The following is a 22,350-nucleotide window of genomic DNA, read 5'->3' as shown; positions in this document are numbered from 1 at the left end:
CGCCATTACAAGATTTTTCCAGCCGTCCGTCTTAACCGGTACGCGGCAATGGTGCCGCCGCCACGTTAAGGACTACAGATGAAAAAATCGCTCGATACCGGTAGCATCCATCCCGGCCAGGCCCGTATGTTTAAACCCAAGCCTATTGCCGCATTATTACTGCTCGGCACTGTCAGCCTGGCCGCGATGGCCGGCGACGTTGCGCAAGCCATCAACATCCCGGCGCAAGCCCTGGACAGCGCGCTGACCGAACTCGCCTACCAGACCAACCTGCGCCTGCTCTATCCGGCGGACCTGGTCGGCAAACTCCGCTCCAGCCCGGTGTCCGGCCAATACACCCCGGAGCAGGCCATGCAGCGAATGTTGCAGGATTCGGGCTTGACGGTGCGGAAGACGGCGGACGATACGTTTACGGTTGAGCAAGCGGCGACTGTCGAGCCGCGCACGGCGACGACGATGCCGGCGGTGACTGTGATGGGAAAGGCGGTTTATGATTCGACTGATCCTTATAACCCTGATTACAACCTGCCTAATGCATCCACCGCCACCAAAACAGATACACCTATTATGGAAACACCGTTTTCGATACAGGTGGTGCCGAAACAGGTTTTGGAAGACACGCAAGCTGTCCGTCCGGGCGATGCGCTGAATTATGTCAGCGGTATCTATCAAGGTACTGCAAATTCGGGTGATTGGCTGGACTGGTCAAGACGACGAGGTTTTGATAATTACCCCGCAGGCGATTATCGCAATGGTGCGCCATTCCCGTTGGGAGGGGCTTGGGGCGGCCGGGATTTGGCGAATGTTGAACGTGTAGAAGCTTTGAAAGGCCCAGCTTCTCTACTCTATGGACTGACTGCGCCCGGCGGTGTGGTCAATTACGTCACCAAACAACCGTTGGCAACGCCGTATTATTCCTTACAACAACAATTCGGTTCTTACGACTTCTATCGCACCACTGTGGACGCCACCGGGCCGATTACCGACGACAAATCGTTACTGTACCGTATTAATCTGGCTTATAAGGATGCCAACTCGTTTCGTGACATGGTAAGCAGCGACCGTATTTTTATCGCACCGACGGTTACTTGGAACATTAGCCCTAAAACCCAGGTGAATTTTGAATTGGAATACGATTACGGTCATGTGGTATTTGACCGAGGCATACCTGCAATTGGCAATCGACCAGCCGATGTACCACGCAGTCGATTTTTAGGTGAATCAGACCCGAGAAGTACGTTCGAACGGGTTCTGGTCGGCATGAATTGGTCTCATGCCTTTAATGACAATTGGACGCTCAGCCATCGTTTCACCGCGGTCTACAATGGTATAGAGACTTACGCAGCTAATCCGACAGGGTTAAATACTGACAACAGAATGTTAAATATATTTGGCGTGGTCGGACATCGCCCGCCGGAAGATGATGCCAGCTATTTTAATGCGATCAATTTGACGGGGCATTTCGATACATGGGGATTACAGCATACGTTACTATTAGGGGGTGACTATTTTCGTACCTTTAGGCAAGGTACTGAGCAATATTATTTCAATGCCGTCGATATTTATAATCCTACTTATCTCGGAGCTAATGCCATCCAAAATCAAATAGCTAATGCACCCGTTGTTAATAGCTCAGCATTGGAGCAATGGTTCGGGCTTTATCTACAAGATCAAATCAAATTGCCATTTAACTTTTCTATGCTGGCGGGTTTTCGTTATGACGGTGCGGAAAATGAATATGTCGATCTTGTCAGTGGGACGGTTACTGAAAATCCCATGCAGGATAGCTTGACACCTCGCGGCGGTTTGATCTGGCAACCTATTCCGGAATTTAGTGTGTACGGCAGTTACACTGAAAACTTTGTTGGTGTCCAATCGGGTAGATCAATTGGTGGTTCGTTATTAAGTCCTGAAACTGCACAGCAGTGGGAGTTTGGAGCCAAGACAGAACTCTTCGACAAAAAATTGATGGCTACGTTGGCTTGGTTCGATCTGACCAAGCAAAATATGGCAATTTATCAGCCACCGATTTTTATCGACGCAAGAGCGATAGGAGAGGCTAAAACAGCTGGCCTGGAATTCGATGTAAAAGGAGAAATCCTACCCGGATGGAACATAATCGGTGCTTATGCTTATACACCCGATGCGAAAGTTATTAAAGGTTATCCGGGCGAAAATGGTCAACGCTTGCCAGGAGTTCCCAAACATGGCGGCAGTTTGTTTACCACTTACGAGCTACAAGCTGGTAAGTTGCGAGGCTTGAAGTTCGGTGGTGGAGTACTTGTTCGCGGCTCTCAAACTACCGAAACAAGCAACACCGACGTCGTGCTGCCCGGATATGCGACGGTTAATCTGTTGACCAGTTATTCCTGGAAAGTTGGGGGTAGCAAATTAACGACGCAATTCAACGTCAACAACCTGCTCGACAAAGAGTATTTTCCCAGCGCGGCTTTTAGCCGTAATGCTATCGAAGTCGGCACTCCGAGGACATTTATGGGATCAGTGAAAGTGGAGTATTAGTCTTTTTCTGGTTCCCAACCTCTAGGTTGGGAACCTCGGACTTGGAAGCTCCAGCTTTCTAATTCTACAGGAAGCAAGAGGTTTGGTTCCCAAGCGGGAGCTCTCATCGTTATACACATCTCATTGCGAGATCCTGTTGAGCATTGAGGGCGATGACAAAATCGCGCAAGCGCTGTAAGCCGATCCACATGGCCTTGGCACCCGGTGGACCATCGTGTTTGCGGGCAAAATAACCGCCTAAGCTTGCAATCAGTCGGATTACCTCACCGAGGCGCGGTGGCGTGAGCGGTGGTGGACAGCGCTTGACGACGATATAAGCCGCTCGCCACTCCTGCGGATCGAAAATAATCTCGCAATCCATGTCCGGCGCTGCGCGCGCGAGCATCAGGCTGAATAACACCCGCCAGGCAATAACCATATAGAGCGCCAAACAAGGTAGTAGCCGTTCTTCCGATTCCAGATGTAGCCGCTTGATCTGGCAACCGCTCTTCAATACATGGAAGTACACTTCGATACACCAGCGCACGCCATACCACGCCACCACCGTAGTCGCTTGCTCGAAACTCGCCACAGGCAAACTGGTCAGCAGGAGCCATTCCAAGGGTTCCTTGCCGGCTGGCGGCGTCTCTTCGCGCGCCAGCACCGCGTTGATGCTCAATGCCGGCAGTCGATACCCAATACGCGTTGGCGGCTTGAGGGGCACCGTGGCGGCGCGTACCGTGATATGCGCCAGTCGCGCTGCACGGTTCGGCCGCGACTTGACATTAACCTCGGTATAACCCATGACCGGCGCTTGATCCAGGGCCGACCATAGCCATTTCGCCGCATTTTCCGGCTCGACCAGAAGGTCTCGGTTCTGCGTCGCCCGAACAATCCATTCAGCGCGAGCAGTCGGCGCATAGTCTTGGTATTCGACAAACCATTCGTAAATGTCGCCCTCGCGGTCGGCGAGATTGACCAATAAACTGTCCGGCATTTGCGCCTGTAAGGCACAGCTATCCTGATAGCTTTCGAGCCAGTGCCGACTTTCTTTTTCGTCCACGCCTTTGTGCCGCCGCGCTTGTCGCGGGCTGGCGCCGTCACGCGCCCAATACGCTGCCTTGACGACACCCAAGCAAATCCGCGACGGCGTAAAGGCGATGGTCGGATGTAGTCGGCGCGCATGTTTCGCCATCTCTTTCAAAGTACCGAGACCTTTTGGCCCCAAACAAATGTTTTCGTCGTACTCCGTCGTGTCCTGCGCCAGCAATACGACCGGGCTGCTCTTCATCCGTTCGACCGTGGCATCTCGATGCGGCGCCAGTATCTTTTTGAAAGTCGCCTTATCATTGTCGAAAAACCGGTAAGCGCCCATCGTCTCCTTCCAGCCGCCACAGGCCGCCGGGATGCTGAGCTGGGGATGTTCGCCTAATCGCTCCAGTAACAATGCCAATCGTTTATTCAGGCGCCGATCTTCCAGATCGGCGGTTTGGACTTCGTCTTCGGCCCAGGTGCTCATCGCTGTTCTCCATCATCTATATGCCTCATGTCTCCTGGTAGTTTAGTCGTTGGGAGACTTGTGTATAACGATGAGAGCGGGAGCTTGGGAACCAGGGAGGACTGTTCTCCTTCCCACGCGCTGCGTGGGAATTCCAGACTCCGCCGCGCTGCGGCACTAAATTACCATGTCCGCACGATTGGGTTTTAGTCCCTAAGCGCAACGGATCGGCTTCCGGCCTGATGGTTTAAAACCCGTTGCAAATCCCGCCCGGAACCCTAGTCCTTAAGTTAACGGCATTGGGAGTGAATCCAGACCTTAACAATTAACCCGCCTTAAAATCTGCCAAAACCTTTTCTGGTTCCCAACCTCTAGGTTGGGAGCCTCGGTCTTGGAAGCTCCAGCTTTCTAGCTGTACAGGAAGCAAGAGCTTCCAAGTGTTTGGTTCCCAAGCGGGAGCTTGGGAACCAGGGGGACTAGGGAAATAAAGAGCTTTGTGCTCGTTCCAATACGCTTCGTGGGAATTTCAAACTCCGGTTGCGCTACGGCACGAAATTACCGTACCCGCACGATTGAATTTTAGTCCCTAAGCGCAAAGGATCGGCTTCCGGCCTGATGGTTTAAAACCCGTTCCAAACCCCGTCCGAAACCTTACGGGCGGGGTTTAGGTCAGTGAGTTTGACGCTTGGCTCATACTGTCCGAAACCGGGTTGGCGTGGCTATGTGTGCAACGGCCAAGCAGGTTTCGAATTGATTACCCTCGACAGGCTGGAAGCCACGCATTTTGCTTGCCTGATGTGCAAAATATCTGTATAAAAAACACATCATTTAACCAAGAGGAACTGCTCATGTCTGTACGTTTCAATGTTGTGTTGTCCGATGACTTGAATCGGGAACTGGATAAGGCCGCGGAGGAAGGCGAAACCAATAAAAGCGAAATTTTGCGCAAAGCGATCACCCTGTATTTGGCGGCCAAGGATGGGCGTCGGCGCGGCCTGAAAATCGGTTTGGTCGAACCCGAAACCCAAAAGCTGGAAACCGAAATTATCGGCTTATGAGCCATATCGATCTCAATAATCCACCGCCCAATCATACGTTCAGCGTTTCGGTTGACCGTCAGGAAACCGACGCCGAACGGAATGTCCGCTTATTCAAGGATTTAGCGCTATTCGTTGTTGCGCTTGGTTTTGTGGTTTTAATCGTATGGTTGTGCTACACCACTTTGGTGGCAAGTACCACCAGCGCGGAGGAAAAAAAGTGGGCGATGTCGATCTTGTCCGCGGCGACAGGCGGGATAATCGGTTATCTGTTGCGTAAATAATTCACCGATTCTTGGCGGGTCGGGGAGCTAACCCCGACCTAAACAATTAATCCGCTTTAAAATTTCGCTAAAACCTCGCTTACCGGAATCACACCCGCCCCAGGCGATAGCTCCAAACCCTTGCCGATTACCGCCAACGGCGTATGCTTATCAGGACAAGCATAACAACAGCCAAGGAGCGCAACATGTCCACGCACAATCAATACATCCGCTGGTTTGCAGAACTTACCATCCACGATATTCCGCTGGTCGGCGGTAAAAATGCCTCGCTCGGCGAGATGTATCGCGAGTTGGCCGCTGATGGGGTGATGGTCCCCAATGGTTTTGCGATTACCGCCGAAGCTTACCGTTATATGCTGGATCAGGCCGACGCTTGGCCGCGTTTGCACGCCTTACTCGACGACGTCGATGCCGACGATGTCGCTGACTTGGCGCACCGTGCGCAACAGGCGCGCGATTTGGTGTATGCGGCTCCGTTGCCGGCCGATTTGCAGCAGCAAATTTTGGATGCTTTCGGGCAATTACAGCAGCAATATCAAGACGATTTAACCGTCGCGGTGCGCAGTTCCGCGACCGCCGAGGATTTGCCTACTGCCAGCTTTGCCGGTCAGCAAGATACGTATCTGAATATTCGCGGCGGCCAAGCTTTGCTGGATGCTTGCAAGCGTTGTTTTGCCAGTTTGTTTACCGACCGGGCGATTCATTACCGGCTGGATCAGGGCTTCGATCATTTCAAAATCGGTTTGTCGATTGGCGTGATGAAAATGGTGCGCTCCGATTTGGCGGCCAGCGGCGTGATGTTCTCGCTGGATACCGAATCCGGATTCAATGACGCAGTTTTCATCACGGGTGCCTATGGTCTGGGTGAAAATGTGGTGCAGGGCGCGGTCGATCCAGACGAATTTTACGTGCATAAACCCACGTTTGCACAAGGCTATCGGGCGGTATTGCGGCGCACGTTGGGTGCGAAAAAAATCAAGATGATCTATAGCGACGGCCGTACCCGCGAACCGATTCGCAACGTAGCTACCTCAAATCACGAGCGCCGGCAATTTTGTATAGCTGATGCGGAAGTGCTGCGATTGGCGGATTACGCACTGAAAATCGAACGCCATTATGGCCGGCCGATGGACATGGAATGGGCCAAGGACGGTTTGGACGGCAAGCTTTATATCGTGCAGGCCCGCCCGGAAACCGTGGCCTCACAAAAGGTTGGCAATGTCTTGGAACAATACCAGCTCAAACAATCTGGCGACGCCATCGTCAAAGGCCATGCCGTAGGCAGCAAGATTGCGGTCGGGCAGGCGCGGGTGATAGACAACGTCGCTAAACTCGGCAGTTTCAAACCGGGCGAAGTCTTGGTGGCCGATATGACCACGCCGGATTGGGAGCCGGTGATGAAAACTGCCGCCGCTATCGTCACCAACCGCGGCGGGCGCACTTGCCACGCAGCGATCATTGCTCGCGAGCTGGGTGTGCCGGCCGTAATCGGTTGCGAGAACGCGACGGCCGCGATAGCGAGCGGCAGCCTGGTTACGGTGTCGTGCGCGGAAGGAGATGTCGGCAAAGTCTATGCCGGCCGGCTGGAGTTTGACGTGACGCAGACGGATTTGTCGCAACTGCAGCGGCCAAAAACCAAGATCATGCTCAATCTGGGCAATCCTGAATTGGCGTTTAAACTCAGCTTTCTGCCCAACGACGGCGTCGGCCTGGCGCGGATGGAGTTCATCATCACCGAATACATCAAGGCGCATCCAATGGCGTTGATTCACCCGGAAAAAGTCGCCGATGCCGGCGAGCTGGAACAACTTAAGCAGTTGACCGAAGGTTACGTCAAACCGGAAGAGTTTTTCATTCAGCGCTTGGCGGAAGGCGTCGGCACCATCGGCGCGGCGTTTTATCCAAAGCCGGTGGTGGTGCGGATGTCGGATTTTAAAACCAACGAATACGCCACCTTGTTGGGCGGACGATGGTTTGAGCGCGATGAGGCTAATCCGATGATCGGTTTTCGCGGCGCCTCCCGCTATGTACATCCGGCCTATGCCGAGGGTTTTGCTTTGGAATGCGTGGCAATGAAGCGGGTGCGCGAGCAAATGGGCTTGAAGAACGTGGTGTTGATGATCCCCTTTTGTCGGCGCATAGACGAGGCCGAGAGAGTATTGGCTTACATGGCAGAGCTGGGTTTAAAGCGCGGGGATGACGGCCTGGAAATTTACGTGATGTGCGAGATACCGAATAACGTCATCCTGATCGACGAATTTGCCAAGTTGTTCGACGGCTTTTCGATCGGCTCCAACGATTTAACCCAATTGACTTTGGGTGTGGACCGGGATTCGGAAATCGTTGCCAACGACTTCGACGAGCGAGATGCCGGCGTGAAGACCATGATTCGCCTGGCGGTGGAAGGTGCTCGCCGCAACGGCAGGCATTCAGGTCTTTGCGGTCAAGCGCCGTCGGATTACCCGGAAATGGCCGAATATTTAGTCGAAATCGGTATCGATTCGATGAGCTTGAATCCGGATACGGTGTTGCAGACTACCCAGCGTCTGCTGGATTTGGAACGTAGGTTGAGACGATAGCTACTCTGCGCGTTTGATGGCTCTATGACTTGCCGCTGATGTTTTCAATATAGTGTTACACCTAAATTTGTGTTGCTCTCGAACTTTGGTCGGAAACGGTTGCTCGAGTAAGGGGAAAATCTAAATTATGTTATTTCACCTGTTTTTTGTGAGCTAAATCACGGAATTTGATTAGGGGTTGAGAATAAGTAAATTCTAATTGTTTGTAATTAATACGTTTTATAGGTGGCATAAGGATTGCGTTAGGGAGACAGGCGCCTGTCAGTGATGGCTTACAAGATTGTTAAGTCCTGGGCTTAAGGTGCTTTCTCCCCAAAACTTAAGATTTAAGGTAAAAAACGTATGATCAAAACAAAATTGGCTAAAGCTGTTTCGATGGCGGTCGCGGGTGTTGCGCTTTCAGCGGGTGCATCTACCGCATCAGCGCACGTCATGTACAACACCTTCACGACAACGGCGGCCAGTGCAACCGATGGTTGGAATTACACTTATGACGGTCCTGATGTCGATACCATTGCTACCGGCCCTGAAAGCGGCGGCTATCAAGGTACCCAAGTGCCTTGGCTTGGTACAGCAGGCGGTGCGTTGCCGTTTGGATATACCGGTCGCGCGCATTTGAACTGGGCTGCTGCGATTCACGGACCAGGAACCTTGGAGGTGTCTGCCGCCGACGCACTGGCTGATTATGGCGTGGCAGCGGAAATTGATACGGGCGCTGGTGCTTGGAAAGATAATGGTCTGGATGCTAATGGCGTACCTACCGCAACAGGTCCAACCGGTTGGAAACACCAAATTGACATGGGTTTGATTAAATCCGACATCTCTACTGTACTGAGGCTGAACCTGACCTCGTTGGGCACCATTAACGGTAATTTTGGCGTTACCGTGTTTAAAGGTATGGATACTACCAACTCGGTAGCTTATAGCCACCACGGTAGTTGGAATAACACCGGCAAGCCGGAAAATACCAGCAACCCTTTCTACAACACGGGGGTTGGTTCCGGTATGGAGTACCTGACTCATGACGCTACCGTCGATGCCGTGAATTATCTTGAGTTTTTCGCAGAGGCAGGCCAAGTTTATACGATTGCGCTGGGTGGTAACGGCGTCGGCAGATGGAATGCAAACGTCTCCGGCTATGAATTGTCCATCGCCGCAGTACCGGTCCCTGGCGCCGTTTGGTTATTCGGTAGCGCGATGGCCGGTATGATCGGTTTTGGCGGTCGCCGTAAAGCGGCGGTAGCAGCTTAAGGCCTGAAATGCCCCTGCAAGTCTAAAAACTTGTAGCGTTAGGATTTGTTTTAGGGATGATCGCCAGGGATGGCGCACCTATCCCGGTGGCTTTCTAACGTCACCGGCTCAATCCATGAGCGAAAGCTGGTTGGTGTTGTCTACCCGTAGCTAATTCTTGGGCTGATACCCACGCCAGGTTGTTGCTACCTCACGTCAAAGCGTACACGCATGTTCGGTCCGGTCCACGGTATCTTAGCCAATTGCATCACCGATACCGTTTTGTGGCTGTGCCGATCAACCTAAAAATAGCCGTTGTGGGGTAGACTGTTCGTGCTGAGCAAGGTCGAAGCATGGAGGGCCTGCAACATACTCCCCGCCGTGATTGAAAAATCCCGCTCGTCCTTCGACAAAGCTGTCAGGAAACAGTCTTTTATGCTTAAGACTTATTTATGGGACAAAAATGTCAAAGGATGATCTACCCGGTCTCAGTCAATAACTAATCACTAGAATGCGAATTAAGCGCTAGCGCGTAAGAAGTTCCAGAAAAACATAGCGCCCGCCAATTTGCCAAACACATGAACCATCAGGTCGTTATACGAGCGGACCTTAGCGGCGCATTCGATGCCGGTTTGTTGTTCAATCCAACCAAACAAAGCTTCGATAGGCTGCCGCACACGAGAAACAGCGGTGGACAGCCACTGGTCTTGGGGTTCCAAGTCACGCTGCCCTTTTTGTTTTTTAACGGGCGTGAGGACCGTAAGATTCTGGACTTTCCGGACCTCGTCGGCATCAGGCCGTTGGTAGGCTTTGTCGCCATAAAGCACATTATTCGTCAATTTGGGTGGAATCTGGTCGAACACCTTGCCATCGTGATCGCTAGCGCCGGTCACGCCAATGTAGTCGGGGCTTGGCAATGTGCCGGCTTGTGCGCGGCCAACGACATGGACCCGAACGCCGTAATAGTAGAGTTTCTTGGTCGAGCAATAGCCATGATCGGCCAGTTCGGGCGCGACTTTGGCCTTAAACCGGTGACCCTGTTTGGCTAACGCCACAGGGAACGAATCGATTAACCAAGCGGTTTGCGCCGATAGGTGTCCCGATTCTTGCTGAATGATCGTCAATAACGGTGCAAACACATCCGCGACTTTATTCAGGCGTTGAACGAATCCGACATAGCTGGGAAGCCTTGGAAACCAATCGCGCAAGTGCCGCACCGCGTAAGTGTAGATATTTTTCAGCGTTCGCATTTTGTCGATGACACCAAAGAGGTAGAGCGTAATAACCTCTTCGTCACTAAAGCTCAAATCGGCAAACGTACTCATCCTTTGGCAATACGTCCAAAGGCTCTGTTGATAATGCTTGCAGACATAAAGATAAAGCGTTACTAATTGATCTTGCCAGTCCCTCGGTTCCTGCGCTATTGAGGGAGAGTTGTGTTTTTCTCTATAGTTTAACGGACCTTTGGACTGGCTCTATTAGCTCTTAATTCGCATTAGAATCGTTCGAAATGGTTAATGTCGTACCCATCAGCATTGTCTGCGTGATTAATATGCGTTGCCGGCACTATTGCCTTTAGCGATTTAGGCGGCGTTCTTGTGGTATTGCGGGAAAGCGTTGGTTGTATATCTTTGATTTTGAAAAAGCTCATCAGATTCTGTAATTGCACGGCTTGGCTGGTCATTTCTTCTGCGGTTGCCGCCAATTCCTCGCTCGCAGAGGCATTTTGCTGCGTAATTTGATTCATCTGGCTCATGGCGATATTAACCTGCTTTACGCCTGCGGATTGTTCCTGAGAGGCCGCCGCAATTTCTTGCACCAGATCCGAGGTCTTAGCGATGCTGGGCACGATGGCGTCCAGCAATTGGCCGGCGCTTTCGGCGGTCTTCACGCTGTTCCCCGCCAGTTGACCGATTTCTTGTGCCGCTATCTGGCTCCGCTCCGCCAGTTTCCGGACTTCCGCCGCCACAACCGCGAAGCCTTTGCCATGATCGCCGGCCCGAGCCGCTTCAATGGCGGCGTTGAGGGCCAGCATATTGGTTTGATAGGCAATGTCATCGATGATGCCAATTCGGCTCGCGATGTCTTTCATGGCGGTCACCGTCTGTTTAACGGCGATACCGCCTTCGATGGCTTCCTGGTTGGCCTTGCCGGCTATACCGTCGGTGACTTTGGCGTTTTCCGCGTTCTGGTTAATGCTTGCCGCCATTTGTTCGATACTGGCCGTGGTTTCCTCGACGCCGGCCGCCTGTTCGCTGGATGCTTGCGATAAGGATTGCGAGGTGGCACTGATTTGTCCGGAGGCATTTCCCAACTGATCGGCGGCGCTGACGACTTCGGCGATGGTTTGTGAAAGTTTGGTAATGGTATTGTTGACCGTATCTTTAAAGTCATTAAGCTGGCCTTTGTAGTCGCCTTTGACTTTCCGGGTCAGATCGCCTTGTTCAACCAAAGTTAGGACTTCTACCGCTTCGTTGAGCGGCAGAATGACGCCGTCCATGGTATTGTTGAAGCCTTCCACGATCTTACGGAAGTCGCCCTGATGTTTGCCGGCGTCCGCGCGGGTTTGTAAGCGGCCTTCCATGGCGGCAATCGAGAGTTTGTCGGCATCGGATACCAAAGCCTGAACATTTCTTTTTAGCAGCATCAGCCATTCATGGATTTGGTCGTCGTTTGATGCCTTGCCCATTTCCGCGGTCATGTCGCCGTTGGCGAGCTTGGTAACGTAAGCAATTAAATCCGATAGCCAGCTGTGTACGCCGTTAACGGCTTGTTTCATCTGGTCATGGTCGCCTTTACAGGCGATTTCCACGCGTTGGCGTAAATCGCCGCCCCTGATCATACGTAAAATGCGGTTGCCTTCGCCGATGGGAATCAGGATTGCATCCAGCATATCGTTGACACCGCTAATAATCTCGGCGTAAGCGCCTTTAAACTGCTCGGCTTTGCCTCTTTCCGAGAGTTCACCATTCCCGGATGCTGTGGTTAAACGGTGCAACTCTCTCTGCAGACCTTGCAAGGTGATTGCCATATTGTTTACCGCTAACTTCATTTTTTCGTGATCGCCCCGGTAAGTTTGCTCGATCAATTCGTCGATTTTGCCGCCGGAAATCTGCGCCAGGATGCGATTGCCTTCCCCGATGGGTAGCAGAATGGCGTCCAGCATCTCATTGACGCCGCCGATGACTTCGGCGTAGGCGCCTTTAAATTGCTCAGTGTTGCCGCGTTTGGATAATTGTCCTTCGCTGGAGGCGTCTTGGAGTCTTCGCAGCTCTTTTTGCAGGCCCTGTATCGAGATGGCGACGTTGTTGACAGCCAGTTTCATTTTCTCGTGATCGCCTTGGTAGGTTTGTTCGATCAATTCATCGATTTTGCCGCCGGAAATTTGCGCCAGAATGCGATTGCCCTCGCCAATCGGTAGCAGAATGGCATCCAGCATTTCATTGACGCCGCCGATGACTTCCGCATAGGCGCCTTTAAACTGTTGGACTTTACCCCGCTCGGTAAGCTGTCCCTGTCTGGAAGCGATGGTGAGACGTTGCAATTCATGTTGCAGGCCTTGCAAGGTGGTGGCGACATTGTTAACGGCCTGCTTCATTTTCTCGTGATCGCCCCGGTAAGTGTCGCTGATCAATTCATCGATTTTTCCGCTAGAAATCTGCGCCAGAATGCGATTACCCTCGCCAATCGGTAGCAGAATGGCGTCCAGCATTTGGTTGACCCCGTGAATGACTTCGGCGTAAGCGCCTTTGAATTGTGCCGGGTTACCCCTTTCGGTTAGTTGGCCGTCTTTTGACGCCCCGGTCAGACGCTGGAGTTCGGTTTTCAAGTTCTGCTGCACATCAACGACTTTGACCAAGCTTTTCGCCAGAGCATCGTGTTCGGAGCGAACATTGATATGAATAGAGAAATTACCATCGGCAATGGCCTGGGCGGCGGTTGATTGCTGGGCGATAGCCTCTATAAGCTGATTGAGGTGGTTTTTGAGTGTGTTGAAATCGCCTCGGTAATGATCGCTGATTTTAGCCGGAACGGCGCCGGTGGCGATTTGTTCGATGCAATCGGCAACTGCATTGAACGGTTGGGTAACGGCATCCAATATCTGATTAATCGCATGACCGAATTGCATGCTGTTCTCGGCAAATCCCGCAGTATTCACGCGTGCATCCCATTGCCCGGCGACGATGGCCTGGGCGACCCTTTCTATTTCGAGGGTGGTCTGTTTTTCCGCTGCTTGTTTATGGCTTGAAAACAAATGAGTTAACTTCATAAATCGATCTCCTCGGTTGGTTTTGTTCGAAATTAAAACATGGTTGCAAGATGCCGAATTACTCCTCTTGCTAGATGTAACGCACTTTCAAAAGCAAATTGGATCTGACTTGTTGTTTGGTCTCCGGGTATAAGGGGAAGAGCGAAGGCTATTTGGAAACCGCTACGCTGCGATCTCGATTCAATGCCAAAACCAGAATTGAACATGCGCGTAAAAATTACTTTGCTGTCAGTTGAATCCAAAAGCCGTCTTTCGGGTATATAACCCTATCGCTCCAGTTAGGTTGACTGATGCGTGAGTTTCTGAGTAGCGAAATAAATTTACCTTGATGGGGCTGGTCCGGCGATCAGTATAGACGGGAATAGCTTATATGCAGCGACTAAACAACTGTGTTAGCAATGTGGCTGCGCGACGTAGTTTCGATCCTGACTATGCTTTTAAATATCCGCGGAGCACTAGAGGCTGTCATGCTTGGCGGATGCTTCCGCAAATGAAGGATTGGATGCCGGGTCGTCGTTTTATCTGCACCCTTAAACGATTTCGATGTGGCTGTTAAAGGTAGCTTACGGGCGAAATTGGCCGGTTAATAGTTTAAGATTGCATTGGTTTAACCCAATAATTTGCGAGAACGGATGTAATGCGTAACCTATACACGCTGCTTTATGGATTGTTGTTGCCTGCTGTTTTATTGCGATTGTATTGGCGGGGCTTCAAGGCGCCGCAATACCGGCAACGCTGGTTAGAGCGCTTGGGCTTTTACCAAACGCCGTCCAGGCAGGGGGTAATCTGGATACATGCTGTTTCAGTGGGGGAGGCGGAAGCTGCTTTCCCGTTAATCGCACATTTGCTTCACTTCCATCCGCAGGTGCCGGTACTCGTTACCACCACCACGCCAACCGGTTCTGACAGGGTGCGGGCGGCATTGGCCGGTCAAGTTGAGCATGTCTACCTGCCGTATGATCTGCCGTTTGTGGTCGAGCGTTTTTTGAAATGTTTTCGGCCCCGACTAGCGGTCATGATGGAAAAGGAAATCTGGCCCAATTTGTTTGCTGCCAGCGCGGCGCAGAACATCCCGCTTTTTGTGATCAATGCCAGATTGTCGGCGCGTTCCGCACAGTCTTATCGGAAAATTCCCGGACTGGTAAAGCCGGCGTTGGCTTGTGTCACCACTGTTGCTGTGCAAACAGAGGAGGACCGCTTACGATTTATCGAAATCGGCGCCGCTCCTCAGCAAGTTCAAGTGTTGGGTAATATTAAGTTCGATGTGACGATAGACGCCGCCGTGATCGAGGGGGGGCGAGCGCTCAAGCAGCAGTTATTCGCAAAACGCTGGGTTTGGATTGTCGCCAGCACTCATCAGGGCGAAGAAGAGATATTTCTGGTGCTTTACCCGCTCCTTAAAGCATCGATACCCGAATTGCTATTGTTGATAGTGCCGCGTCATCCTGAGCGCTTTCAAGCAGTTAAAAGGCTCTGCGAACAGCAGGGTTTGGCGGTGGCGATGCGTAGCGAGCAAAAGCAGCATCACGAGCAAACCGATGTTTATATCGCGGACAGCATGGGCGAGTTAAAAATGTTATACGCCGCTGCCGATCTGGCTTTTGTCGGCGGTAGTCTGGTGCCGGTCGGTGGTCACAACGTATTGGAACCGGCTGCCATTGGCGTACCCGTGTTATTTGGCCCGGAAATGTTTAATTTTCAGGAAATTGCCCAGCGCATTTTAGCTTTGGAAGGGGCGATACAGTGTCGTGATAGCCAAAGCCTAACCGACGCGGTGTTGCGTCTCTATCGCGATGTGGCGTTTAGAAATAGATTGATCGATAACGGTAGGTCGTTTGTAGAAAATAACCAAGGCGCGACAAAACGGGTGGTGGGTTTGTTGGCGCAGTGCCTGTAGTTTTACGTGTGGGTTAGGGCGGTTAGCGGGCAACTCGTTGAGGTTTTCCGTTATAATTCGCCCGTTTTTTAATTTGTAAAAGGTGTGAAGCGCATTATGTCGGATATTAAAAAAGTGGTGTTGGCCTATTCCGGTGGTTTGGATACCTCGGTTATTTTGAAATGGCTGCAAGATGTCTACGACTGCGAAGTCGTGACATTTACCGCCGACATCGGCCAGGGTGAAGAACTGGAACCGGCTCGCGCTAAAGCAACTGCTGCCGGCATCAAGGAAATTTATATCGACGATTTGCGCGAAGAATTTGCTCGTGACTTCGTGTTTCCGATGTTCCGTGCCAATACCATTTACGAAGGCGAGTATCTGCTCGGCACTTCGATTGCCCGTCCCTTGATTGCCAAACGCTTGATCGAAATCGCCAATGAAACCGGTGCTGACGCGGTCTCTCATGGCGCGACCGGCAAGGGCAACGACCAAGTGCGTTTTGAATTGGGCGCTTATGCCTTGCGTCCGGATATTAAAATCATTGCCCCATGGCGCGAGTGGGATTTGAACTCCCGGCAGAAACTGCTCGATTACGCCGAGCAGCACGGTATTGCCGTGGAAATGAAAAAAGGCAAAACCTCGCCTTATTCTATGGATGCCAACTCGCTACACATTTCTTATGAAGGCCGTATCTTGGAAAATCCCTGGACGGAGCCTGAAGAAGATATGTGGCGCTGGAGCGTATCGCCGGAAAATGCCCCGGATCAAGCCACCTACGTTGAGCTTAGCTATCAGAATGGCGATATCGTCGCCATCGACGATGTGCCGCATACACCCCATCAAGTAATGGAAAAATTAAATAAAATCGCCGGTGCCAACGGCGTTGGCCGTCTGGACATCGTCGAGAACCGTTATGTTGGGATGAAATCCAGAGGTTGCTACGAAACCCCTGCCGGCACCGTGATGTTGAAAGCGCATCGAGCCATCGAATCACTGACCCTGGACCGCGAAGTCGCACATTTAAAAGACGAGTTGATGCCTCGTTATGCGTCCTTGATTTACAACGGTTACTGGTGGAGTCCGGAGCGGGCGATGCTGCAAACCATGATCAATGCCTCGCAGGTCAACGTCAACGGCAAGGTACGGGTCAAGCTGTACAAAGGCAATGTGATCGTGGTCGGTCGGGCCTCGGGAACTAATAGTCTGTTCGATGAAAATATCGCCACTTTTGAAGAAGATGGCGGCGCTTACAACCAAAAAGATGCCGAAGGTTTTATCAAGCTGAACGCCCTAAGAATGCGGATTGCCGCAAAAAAAGGTCGTTGATCGCGGTTTGTATAAAACAGGACATTTTTGATTTAGCTTGTATAATGCGCCGATGTATTTCCGTTGGGCATGGGGTGCTGTTTATGCGCCGCGTGCTCTAGGAAATTCAATAGAGCTTCCCGATTAGCAACACTAAAAGAATAATGAGCGATATGCCTGAGATTAATCTGGATGATGTCAATACCGATAAGCATGAGATAGTCTATCTGCGCGCCCATCAGCATCAGGCGCTGATGAAGGCTAATCGCTTTTTGTTAATGCTGGTTCTGGCGTTGATGGCGGCAGTTTTTTTGTTGGGTTTTGTCTTACTGCCTAAACAAAATCTGTTGACCGAAATACAAAAGCATCAGGCTATCTCGGCAGTGTATGCCACGCAGAATCCGGCGCTATCCGCCGAAATCAGCGCCTTGAAAGGCCAGTTGTTCGGCTTGTTAAGCGGGTCTATCGACAGCAAGCTAAGAGCTCTGGAAGAGAATATCAAAAAGGGTAGCGTGGCCGATTCCCTGGAGACCATTCAGGATCTGAAAGGCGATGTCAAAATACTCACTACCTATTCCGTTGATTCGCCGGCCAAAGTGGAAGGTGCGGCTGCCAATCAGGCCCTGATCAAGGAATTGAACGACATTAAGGATTTGGTTTATCTGACCTTTGTGTCTTGCGGATTGATGATTGCGGCGATTGCCGGAGTTTGGCTACGCAGCCGTTACCGCTTAACCCATCAACGCAGTCAACAGGCGTATCTCGGCCGTCAAGACTAACTTGTAGTATAACGACCATAAAAAAGCCGCTGTCCCGTGAGGGGCAGCGGCTTTTTGTTTGCCTGTAAGGCTACGATTATTTTTTCAGATATTCGTAAACTGCATCGATAGCTTGGTCTTCGGTGTAACCTGCTTTTTTCACAGGACCGACTTCCATGATAGCGGCAACAGCTTTAGGCATACCGTTTTTGCCTTCTTTCAGAACTTTAGCGAACTGGTCTTTAGGCAGTTTGCCGGCGCTGATCAAGGCCGATAATTGTGGGTTGGAAGCGATGTCATGGCAAGCGCCGCAACCACGACCGAAAGCACGCTCATAAATTTTCGCGCCGATTTCTTCCGCTTCGTTAGCTGCAACTTGTCCGCTGATAGCGATCAAAGCTGCGCCTACTAATAAACCGAATGATTTTTTCATATGATTCTCTCGTTGTGTTTAAAAAAAGAACTGCATATTGTTATTTGCATAGGCAGTTCATTGGGAAATTAAGCGGGTAAAGGATAGGGAACTTTAGCGAAAAATTCAATCGATTTTCTCTGTCGTTCGCGCCTTTACCGGGTTTGCGGGCTGATTTTTCCAAGTAAAACTTAACATCGTCTGAAATAAGGAAAAATTCACACGTGCTTAGTTTTGGCCGGGTTGAAACCATTCCAACTGTTTGCGCAGGCGCACTACGGTGCCCACTATGATCAAGGTCGGTGGTTTAATGTCCGCGTTTTCGACACGTTTAGGCATATCGCCCAGGGTGCCGGTAATGACTCGCTGATGGCGGGTAGTGCCTTGTTGAATCAATGCAATTGGTTGATCGACCGGGCAGCCGTGATCGATCAACGATTGGCAGATAGTCTCCAGACCGACCAGACCCATATAAATCACGACGGTCTGGTTGGGAGAGGCTAGCTGGCTCCAGTTCAGGTTGATATTGCCGTCCTTCAAATGCCCGGTAACGAAGGTGCACGACTGTGCATGGTCGCGATGGGTCAGCGGAATTCCCGCATAGCTAGCGCAGCCGGCGGCAGCGGTAATGCCTGGTACGACTTGAAACTGAATGCCTTGCTGCATCAGGGTTTCGATTTCCTCGCCACCCCGGCCAAAAATAAACGGATCGCCGCCTTTCAGGCGCGCGACCCGTTTGCCCGATAAAGCCAGATTCGCCAGTAACTCGTTGATCGATTCTTGCGGCAGGCTGTGATTGCTGCGTTGCTTGCCCACGTATATTTTCTCCGCGTCGCGGCGAGCCATTTCTAATATTTCCTGGGAGACGAGCCTGTCGTAGACGATCACATCCGCTTGCTGCATCAAGCGCAGGGCTCGAAAAGTCAATAAATCCGGATCGCCGGGGCCGGCACCGATCAAATACACCTCGCCGCGATTTTGCGTCTGCTCAGCCGCATCGAGTTTGGCTTGCAATTCTGTTGCAGCTTGCTCGCGGCGGCCGGAGAACACCAATTCGGCGATGTGGCCTTGCAAGGCGTCTTCCCAGAATACCCGGCGGCGGTTGGGTTCTTTGAGTCGTTCCTTAACCAATGCTCGAAAATCCTCGGCAAACTGCGCCAGCAGCCCGAACGCACCGGGAATGGCGCTTTCCACCTTGGAACGCAGTAAGCGCGCGAGAACCGGTGACACGCCGCCGGAAGACACCGCTACGATTAATGGCGAGCGGTCAACAATCGCCGGAAAGATAAAACTGCATAAATCGGGATTATCCACCACGTTCACCGGAATATTCTGAGCCGTCGCAGCTTGCGCAACCGTTTCGTTGACCGTGCGCTGGTTGGTGGCCGATATGACCACGCGCATGCCTTTCACATCGTCCGCGGTAAAGGCCTTATGTTGGATTACTACTTGATTATTGCGCCCCATTTCCGCGACGCTGGCGCTAATTTCCAGCGCTACCACGGTAATACGCGCGCCGGTTTTTGCCAGGAGTTCGATTTTACGCGAGGCGATTTCGCCGGCGCCGACAACCAGGCATGGCTGGTCTTTTAGTTTTAAGAAAAGCGGGAAGTAATCCATGGTGCTTGATTTTCGTGGTCTGGGGTTGGTGTTATTATAAGCGTTGTCTAAAGAACAGTTGAGTGAACACCACTATGATCGAATTTGATTTGGAAGTCGATGCCAGCGGATTGCAATGTCCGTTACCGTTGCTGCGTTTGAAAAAGGCGATTATGGAAGTGGAAAGCGGCAGGGTAGTCAAAGTGATTGCTACCGATCCGGCGGCCCATTTGGACTTTGGCGTCTATATCGATCAGGCGGGACATATTCCGCTGAAGATATTCAAGGAAGCCGATAAACAAGTATTCTTTATACAGAAAAAATAGAAGCGATTCAATATTATAAAGGGTCAAAAGGGCGCTTCTTTTGACCATTGTCCTCAGCTTTTATTTCCTCAAGCTAATAATCGGCCAGTTTGCTTGCCGAGCAACTTCCCGTAGTTTTTCGTCAGGATCGACAGCAACCGGTTGATCGACCAAGCTCAATAGCGGCAAATCGTTATGCGAATCGCTGTAGAACCAACTGCCTGCCAGCGTTTCCGTGGAATTGGCGAGCCAGTCGTTTAGGTGCGCGATTTTTCCTTGCTGAAAGCAGGGTGTACCGTTGAATTTACCGGTGTAGCGACCATCGACAAATTCTGGCGTGGTAGCCAGCAGGTTGTCGATACCGTATAGCTTGACGATAGGCTCGGTGACGAAGCGATTGGTGGCGGTAATCACCAGCAAGGTGTCGCCGGCCGCGCGATGCTTTTCCACCAAAGCCTGGGCAGCCTCCAGCATGATCGGCTCGATCAGCGTTTCGACGAATTCAGCGCGCCAGCGATACAGTTGCTCGGGGTCGTGTTGGGCTAGTGGTGCCAGTGAGAAATGCAAAAACTCGACAATATCCAGCGTGCCGTGTTTGTAATCTTCGTAGAATTTTTTATTGGCCTGTTCATATTGGTCTTTGTCGACAATGCCACGGTCGACTAAAAATTGGCCCCATAAAAAATCGCTGTCATCGGCGATCAGCGTGTTATCCAGATCAAAAATCGCTAAGCTCACGGCAAATCCGTCGTCATAAAGAAAAAAGTAGCGGCCTGTGGCGTCCGCCGGTTATTTGTGGAACAATTGCGCCATTCATTTTAATGGCCGTGCCGTTGTTAATTTTAACATCCAGGCATTAGCAACAGGGCGGCAAATAATACAGGTTTTTACATGATAGACTCGAAAGGATACCGGCCTAATGTCGGCATTATCCTTTGCAATGACGAGGGTCGTGTGTTCTGGGCCAAGCGCAAGGGCGCTAATTCGTGGCAGTTTCCGCAGGGCGGGATCGATGGCGACGAGGACCCGGAAACCGCGATGTATCGGGAGTTGTGGGAGGAAACCGGCTTGTGTGCAGAGCATGTGCAGTTGCTGGGGCGCACCCGTTATTGGTTGCGCTATAAACTGCCGGATCGGTATATCCGCAAAAATTCCACGCCCTTGTGCATCGGGCAGAAACAGATTTGGTTTATTTTACGCTTGATGACAGATGAATCGAATGTCAGGTTCGATTGCGGGCACAAGCAGGAGTTCGATAACTGGAAGTGGGTGGAGTACTGGTATCCGCTGAAAGACGTGGTCTACTTCAAGCGCCGGGTGTACCGCAAAGCGATGGACGAATTAGGAGCTTTGTTGATTGCCAATGACGTGGGTGTCAACGCCGAGAGTTATTTATCCGGAAGATTGGCGTTTGGTTAGTAGCTATGCGAGTTAGTTTGTAAGTCGTTCATACTGATGGGCAGGCGATAGCACGTGGATCGCAATTCACCGTCATCCCCCAATTCGAAGATACTGTAGCCGGGAGCTAGCGTATCCAGTTCAAACTCGGCGGCAAACGGTTTGAACTGAAAACAGCTGGCCGGCGTGGCGTATATCGCTATCTGTTTGTGACTAGTCTGCATTTCCTGATGTAAATGACCGCAGGTGATGGCTTTAACTTGTGGGAAGTGTTCCGCTATTGCTAGCAATGCCTCGCCATTCTCAATTTGCATGGTATCCATCCAACTGCTCCCGCTGGCAATACAATGATGATGCACCGCCAGCAGCGCAGGCATGTCGTGTGCGCTTAGCGTTTGCCGTAAAAATATCAGTTCTTCCGGTGATAGAAACCCACTGGGACTGCCGGGTTTTTGGCTATTTAAGGCAATAATCTGCCAATTCTTCAGCAACACATGTTTACGGCAACTGACGAAGTCAACGTTCAACTCGGTTTGCATCAGTTCCCAGTCGTCATGATTACCCGGCAAACACAGGCAAGGTGTTTGATAAGTCTGCAGATGTCGGCAAATTCGCCGGTAGCTATCGGCGCTAAGGTCTTGGCCCAAATCGCCGGTCAATAAAATCAAATCGAACGGGCCGTGCGTGACATGCGCGTGGGCCAAGGTGTTTTGGAAATACTGTTCGGTATCGATACCCAACATTTTATCGCCGGCATGCGGCAATATATGCAGGTCGGTTAACTGCAAGACTTTTAAAGCAGGCATTGGTCAGCGCAGATAGGGATAGTAGGCTTGGCTGTTAGGGTGAACCTCGCTCAAGTCTTCGTTTTTGCCAATCCAGCGGTAAGTAGCGTGTTGTTGCGCCGGTAGCTGATTAATATCGATATCCAGCTGCAATTGATAACCTAAAACTACGTAATGAGTGCTTATATTCGGCTGTTTGGCAAAATTAGTCTCATACAGATGGGTGAAGGCGCCCAGTAAATCAGCGCTTTCTATGCTGTAAGCAGTGCCTAATTCGGTTTCAGTGATTCTTTGGAACGCGGCTGCCAACGTTTCTGATTTATAGATTCTACCGCCCGGCACGAACCAATAACCCGCCGCCGGTTCATTCATGCGCAAGCCCATCAATATTTCATCCTTGCTGGAACGCACAATTAAGTCAATAGCGACTAGGGGGGTGTTTTTTACGACTGTCAGAAAATCCTGTTTATCGAGCATCCTATATTCCGTGAGCTGAGTGGGTGGAAGGTGAT

18 protein-coding genes are annotated in these 22,350 nt (G+C 51.3%); 10 read left to right on the top strand and 8 right to left on the bottom strand.

The features are described 5' to 3' along the window. Positions 1 to 78 precede the first annotated feature (78 nt). Positions 79 to 2,520, top strand: coding sequence for a TonB-dependent siderophore receptor (locus tag ACMXD4_RS16040; RefSeq protein ID WP_415878741.1), 2,442 nt, complete (start codon positions 79 to 81; stop codon positions 2,518 to 2,520). Positions 2,521 to 2,629: 109 nt separating this feature from the next. On the opposite strand, the gene ACMXD4_RS16035 is transcribed toward ACMXD4_RS16040, so the two are convergent. After that, positions 2,630 to 4,018 (bottom strand): IS4 family transposase, encoded by a 1,389-nt coding sequence (locus ACMXD4_RS16035; protein WP_415878376.1) that lies wholly within the window; start codon positions 4,016 to 4,018, stop codon positions 2,630 to 2,632. 827 nt (positions 4,019 to 4,845) lie between these two features. Between ACMXD4_RS16035 and ACMXD4_RS16030 the strand changes: the two genes are divergently transcribed. The 4 genes from ACMXD4_RS16030 (at position 4,846) to ACMXD4_RS16015 (ending at position 9,148) form a co-directional block, all read left to right on the top strand. Beyond that, positions 4,846 to 5,055, top strand: a complete 210-nt coding sequence (locus tag ACMXD4_RS16030; protein WP_020482455.1) for a CopG family transcriptional regulator — start codon at positions 4,846 to 4,848, stop codon at positions 5,053 to 5,055. Continuing rightward, positions 5,052 to 5,318, top strand: a complete 267-nt coding sequence (locus ACMXD4_RS16025; RefSeq protein ID WP_415878740.1) for a hypothetical protein — start codon at positions 5,052 to 5,054, stop codon at positions 5,316 to 5,318. The genes ACMXD4_RS16030 and ACMXD4_RS16025 overlap by 4 nt, the downstream gene beginning before the upstream one ends. 185 nt (positions 5,319 to 5,503) lie before the next feature. After that, entirely contained in the window at positions 5,504 to 7,897 is a 2,394-nt protein-coding gene (ppsA, locus tag ACMXD4_RS16020; RefSeq protein WP_415878739.1) for a phosphoenolpyruvate synthase, read from the top strand. 342 nt (positions 7,898 to 8,239) lie between these two features. Continuing rightward, positions 8,240 to 9,148: a hypothetical protein gene (locus ACMXD4_RS16015; RefSeq protein ID WP_033157349.1), complete on the top strand. Its 909-nt coding sequence runs from the start codon at positions 8,240 to 8,242 to the stop codon at positions 9,146 to 9,148. 497 nt (positions 9,149 to 9,645) lie between these two features. Here the strand turns inward: ACMXD4_RS16015 and ACMXD4_RS16010 are convergent, their stop codons facing one another. Both ACMXD4_RS16010 and ACMXD4_RS16005 read right to left on the bottom strand, forming a co-directional pair. Further along, complete coding sequence (locus ACMXD4_RS16010; RefSeq protein WP_415878738.1) at positions 9,646 to 10,452, bottom strand: transposase; 807 nt, start codon at positions 10,450 to 10,452, stop codon at positions 9,646 to 9,648. A 170-nt stretch (positions 10,453 to 10,622) separates the two neighbouring features. After that, positions 10,623 to 13,397, bottom strand: a complete 2,775-nt coding sequence (locus tag ACMXD4_RS16005; protein ID WP_415878737.1) for a methyl-accepting chemotaxis protein — start codon at positions 13,395 to 13,397, stop codon at positions 10,623 to 10,625. Positions 13,398 to 14,034: 637 nt separating this feature from the next. On the opposite strand from ACMXD4_RS16005, the gene waaA reads away from it, so the two are divergent. From waaA to ACMXD4_RS15990, 3 genes are all read left to right on the top strand, one after another. After that, entirely contained in the window at positions 14,035 to 15,294 is a 1,260-nt protein-coding gene (gene waaA, locus ACMXD4_RS16000; RefSeq protein ID WP_415878736.1) for a lipid IV(A) 3-deoxy-D-manno-octulosonic acid transferase, read from the top strand. A gap of 96 nt (positions 15,295 to 15,390) precedes the next feature. Beyond that, positions 15,391 to 16,602, top strand: a complete 1,212-nt coding sequence (locus ACMXD4_RS15995) for an argininosuccinate synthase (protein ID WP_415878735.1) — start codon at positions 15,391 to 15,393, stop codon at positions 16,600 to 16,602. A gap of 143 nt (positions 16,603 to 16,745) precedes the next feature. Then, positions 16,746 to 17,360, top strand: a complete 615-nt coding sequence (locus ACMXD4_RS15990; protein WP_415878734.1) for a hypothetical protein — start codon at positions 16,746 to 16,748, stop codon at positions 17,358 to 17,360. A gap of 76 nt (positions 17,361 to 17,436) precedes the next feature. Here the strand turns inward: ACMXD4_RS15990 and ACMXD4_RS15985 are convergent, their stop codons facing one another. Then, entirely contained in the window at positions 17,437 to 17,772 is a 336-nt protein-coding gene (locus ACMXD4_RS15985) for a c-type cytochrome (RefSeq protein ID WP_020482446.1), read from the bottom strand. 207 nt (positions 17,773 to 17,979) lie between these two features. Then, positions 17,980 to 19,371, bottom strand: a complete 1,392-nt coding sequence (gene cysG / locus ACMXD4_RS15980; RefSeq protein WP_415878733.1) for a siroheme synthase CysG — start codon at positions 19,369 to 19,371, stop codon at positions 17,980 to 17,982. 74 nt (positions 19,372 to 19,445) lie between these two features. Between cysG and ACMXD4_RS15975 the strand changes: the two genes are divergently transcribed. Beyond that, the gene (locus ACMXD4_RS15975; protein ID WP_020482444.1) at positions 19,446 to 19,676 is read left to right on the top strand and encodes a sulfurtransferase TusA family protein; all 231 of its coding nucleotides are present in this window, start codon (positions 19,446 to 19,448) and stop codon (positions 19,674 to 19,676) included. Positions 19,677 to 19,736: 60 nt separating this feature from the next. Here ACMXD4_RS15975 and ACMXD4_RS15970 read toward each other — a convergent pair whose 3' ends face one another. Continuing rightward, positions 19,737 to 20,393 carry an HAD family hydrolase gene (locus ACMXD4_RS15970; RefSeq protein ID WP_415878732.1) on the bottom strand — a complete coding sequence of 219 codons (657 nt, stop codon included), beginning with the start codon at positions 20,391 to 20,393 and terminating at the stop codon, positions 19,737 to 19,739. Between the two features lie 153 nt (positions 20,394 to 20,546). Between ACMXD4_RS15970 and ACMXD4_RS15965 the strand changes: the two genes are divergently transcribed. Then, positions 20,547 to 21,074 carry an RNA pyrophosphohydrolase gene (locus ACMXD4_RS15965; protein WP_020482442.1) on the top strand — a complete coding sequence of 176 codons (528 nt, stop codon included), beginning with the start codon at positions 20,547 to 20,549 and terminating at the stop codon, positions 21,072 to 21,074. Here ACMXD4_RS15965 and cpdA read toward each other — a convergent pair. Together cpdA and ACMXD4_RS15955 are read right to left on the bottom strand one after the other, a co-directional pair. Continuing rightward, positions 21,071 to 21,859: a 3',5'-cyclic-AMP phosphodiesterase gene (gene cpdA / locus ACMXD4_RS15960; protein WP_415878731.1), complete on the bottom strand. Its 789-nt coding sequence runs from the start codon at positions 21,857 to 21,859 to the stop codon at positions 21,071 to 21,073. The genes ACMXD4_RS15965 and cpdA overlap by 4 nt on opposite strands. Before the next feature lie 3 nt (positions 21,860 to 21,862). Continuing rightward, a complete protein-coding gene (locus tag ACMXD4_RS15955) occupies positions 21,863 to 22,315 on the bottom strand; it encodes a GDP-mannose mannosyl hydrolase (protein ID WP_415878730.1) in 453 nt (150 codons plus the stop codon). Between the last annotated feature and the right edge of the window lie 35 nt (positions 22,316 to 22,350).

It is taken from the genome of Methylomonas sp. TEB, from assembly GCF_047777895.1.
Classification (GTDB): Bacteria; Pseudomonadota; Gammaproteobacteria; order Methylococcales; family Methylomonadaceae; genus Methylomonas.
The sequence above is the reverse complement of the archived record's forward strand: the minus strand, read 5'-3'. Positions and strand labels throughout refer to the sequence as shown.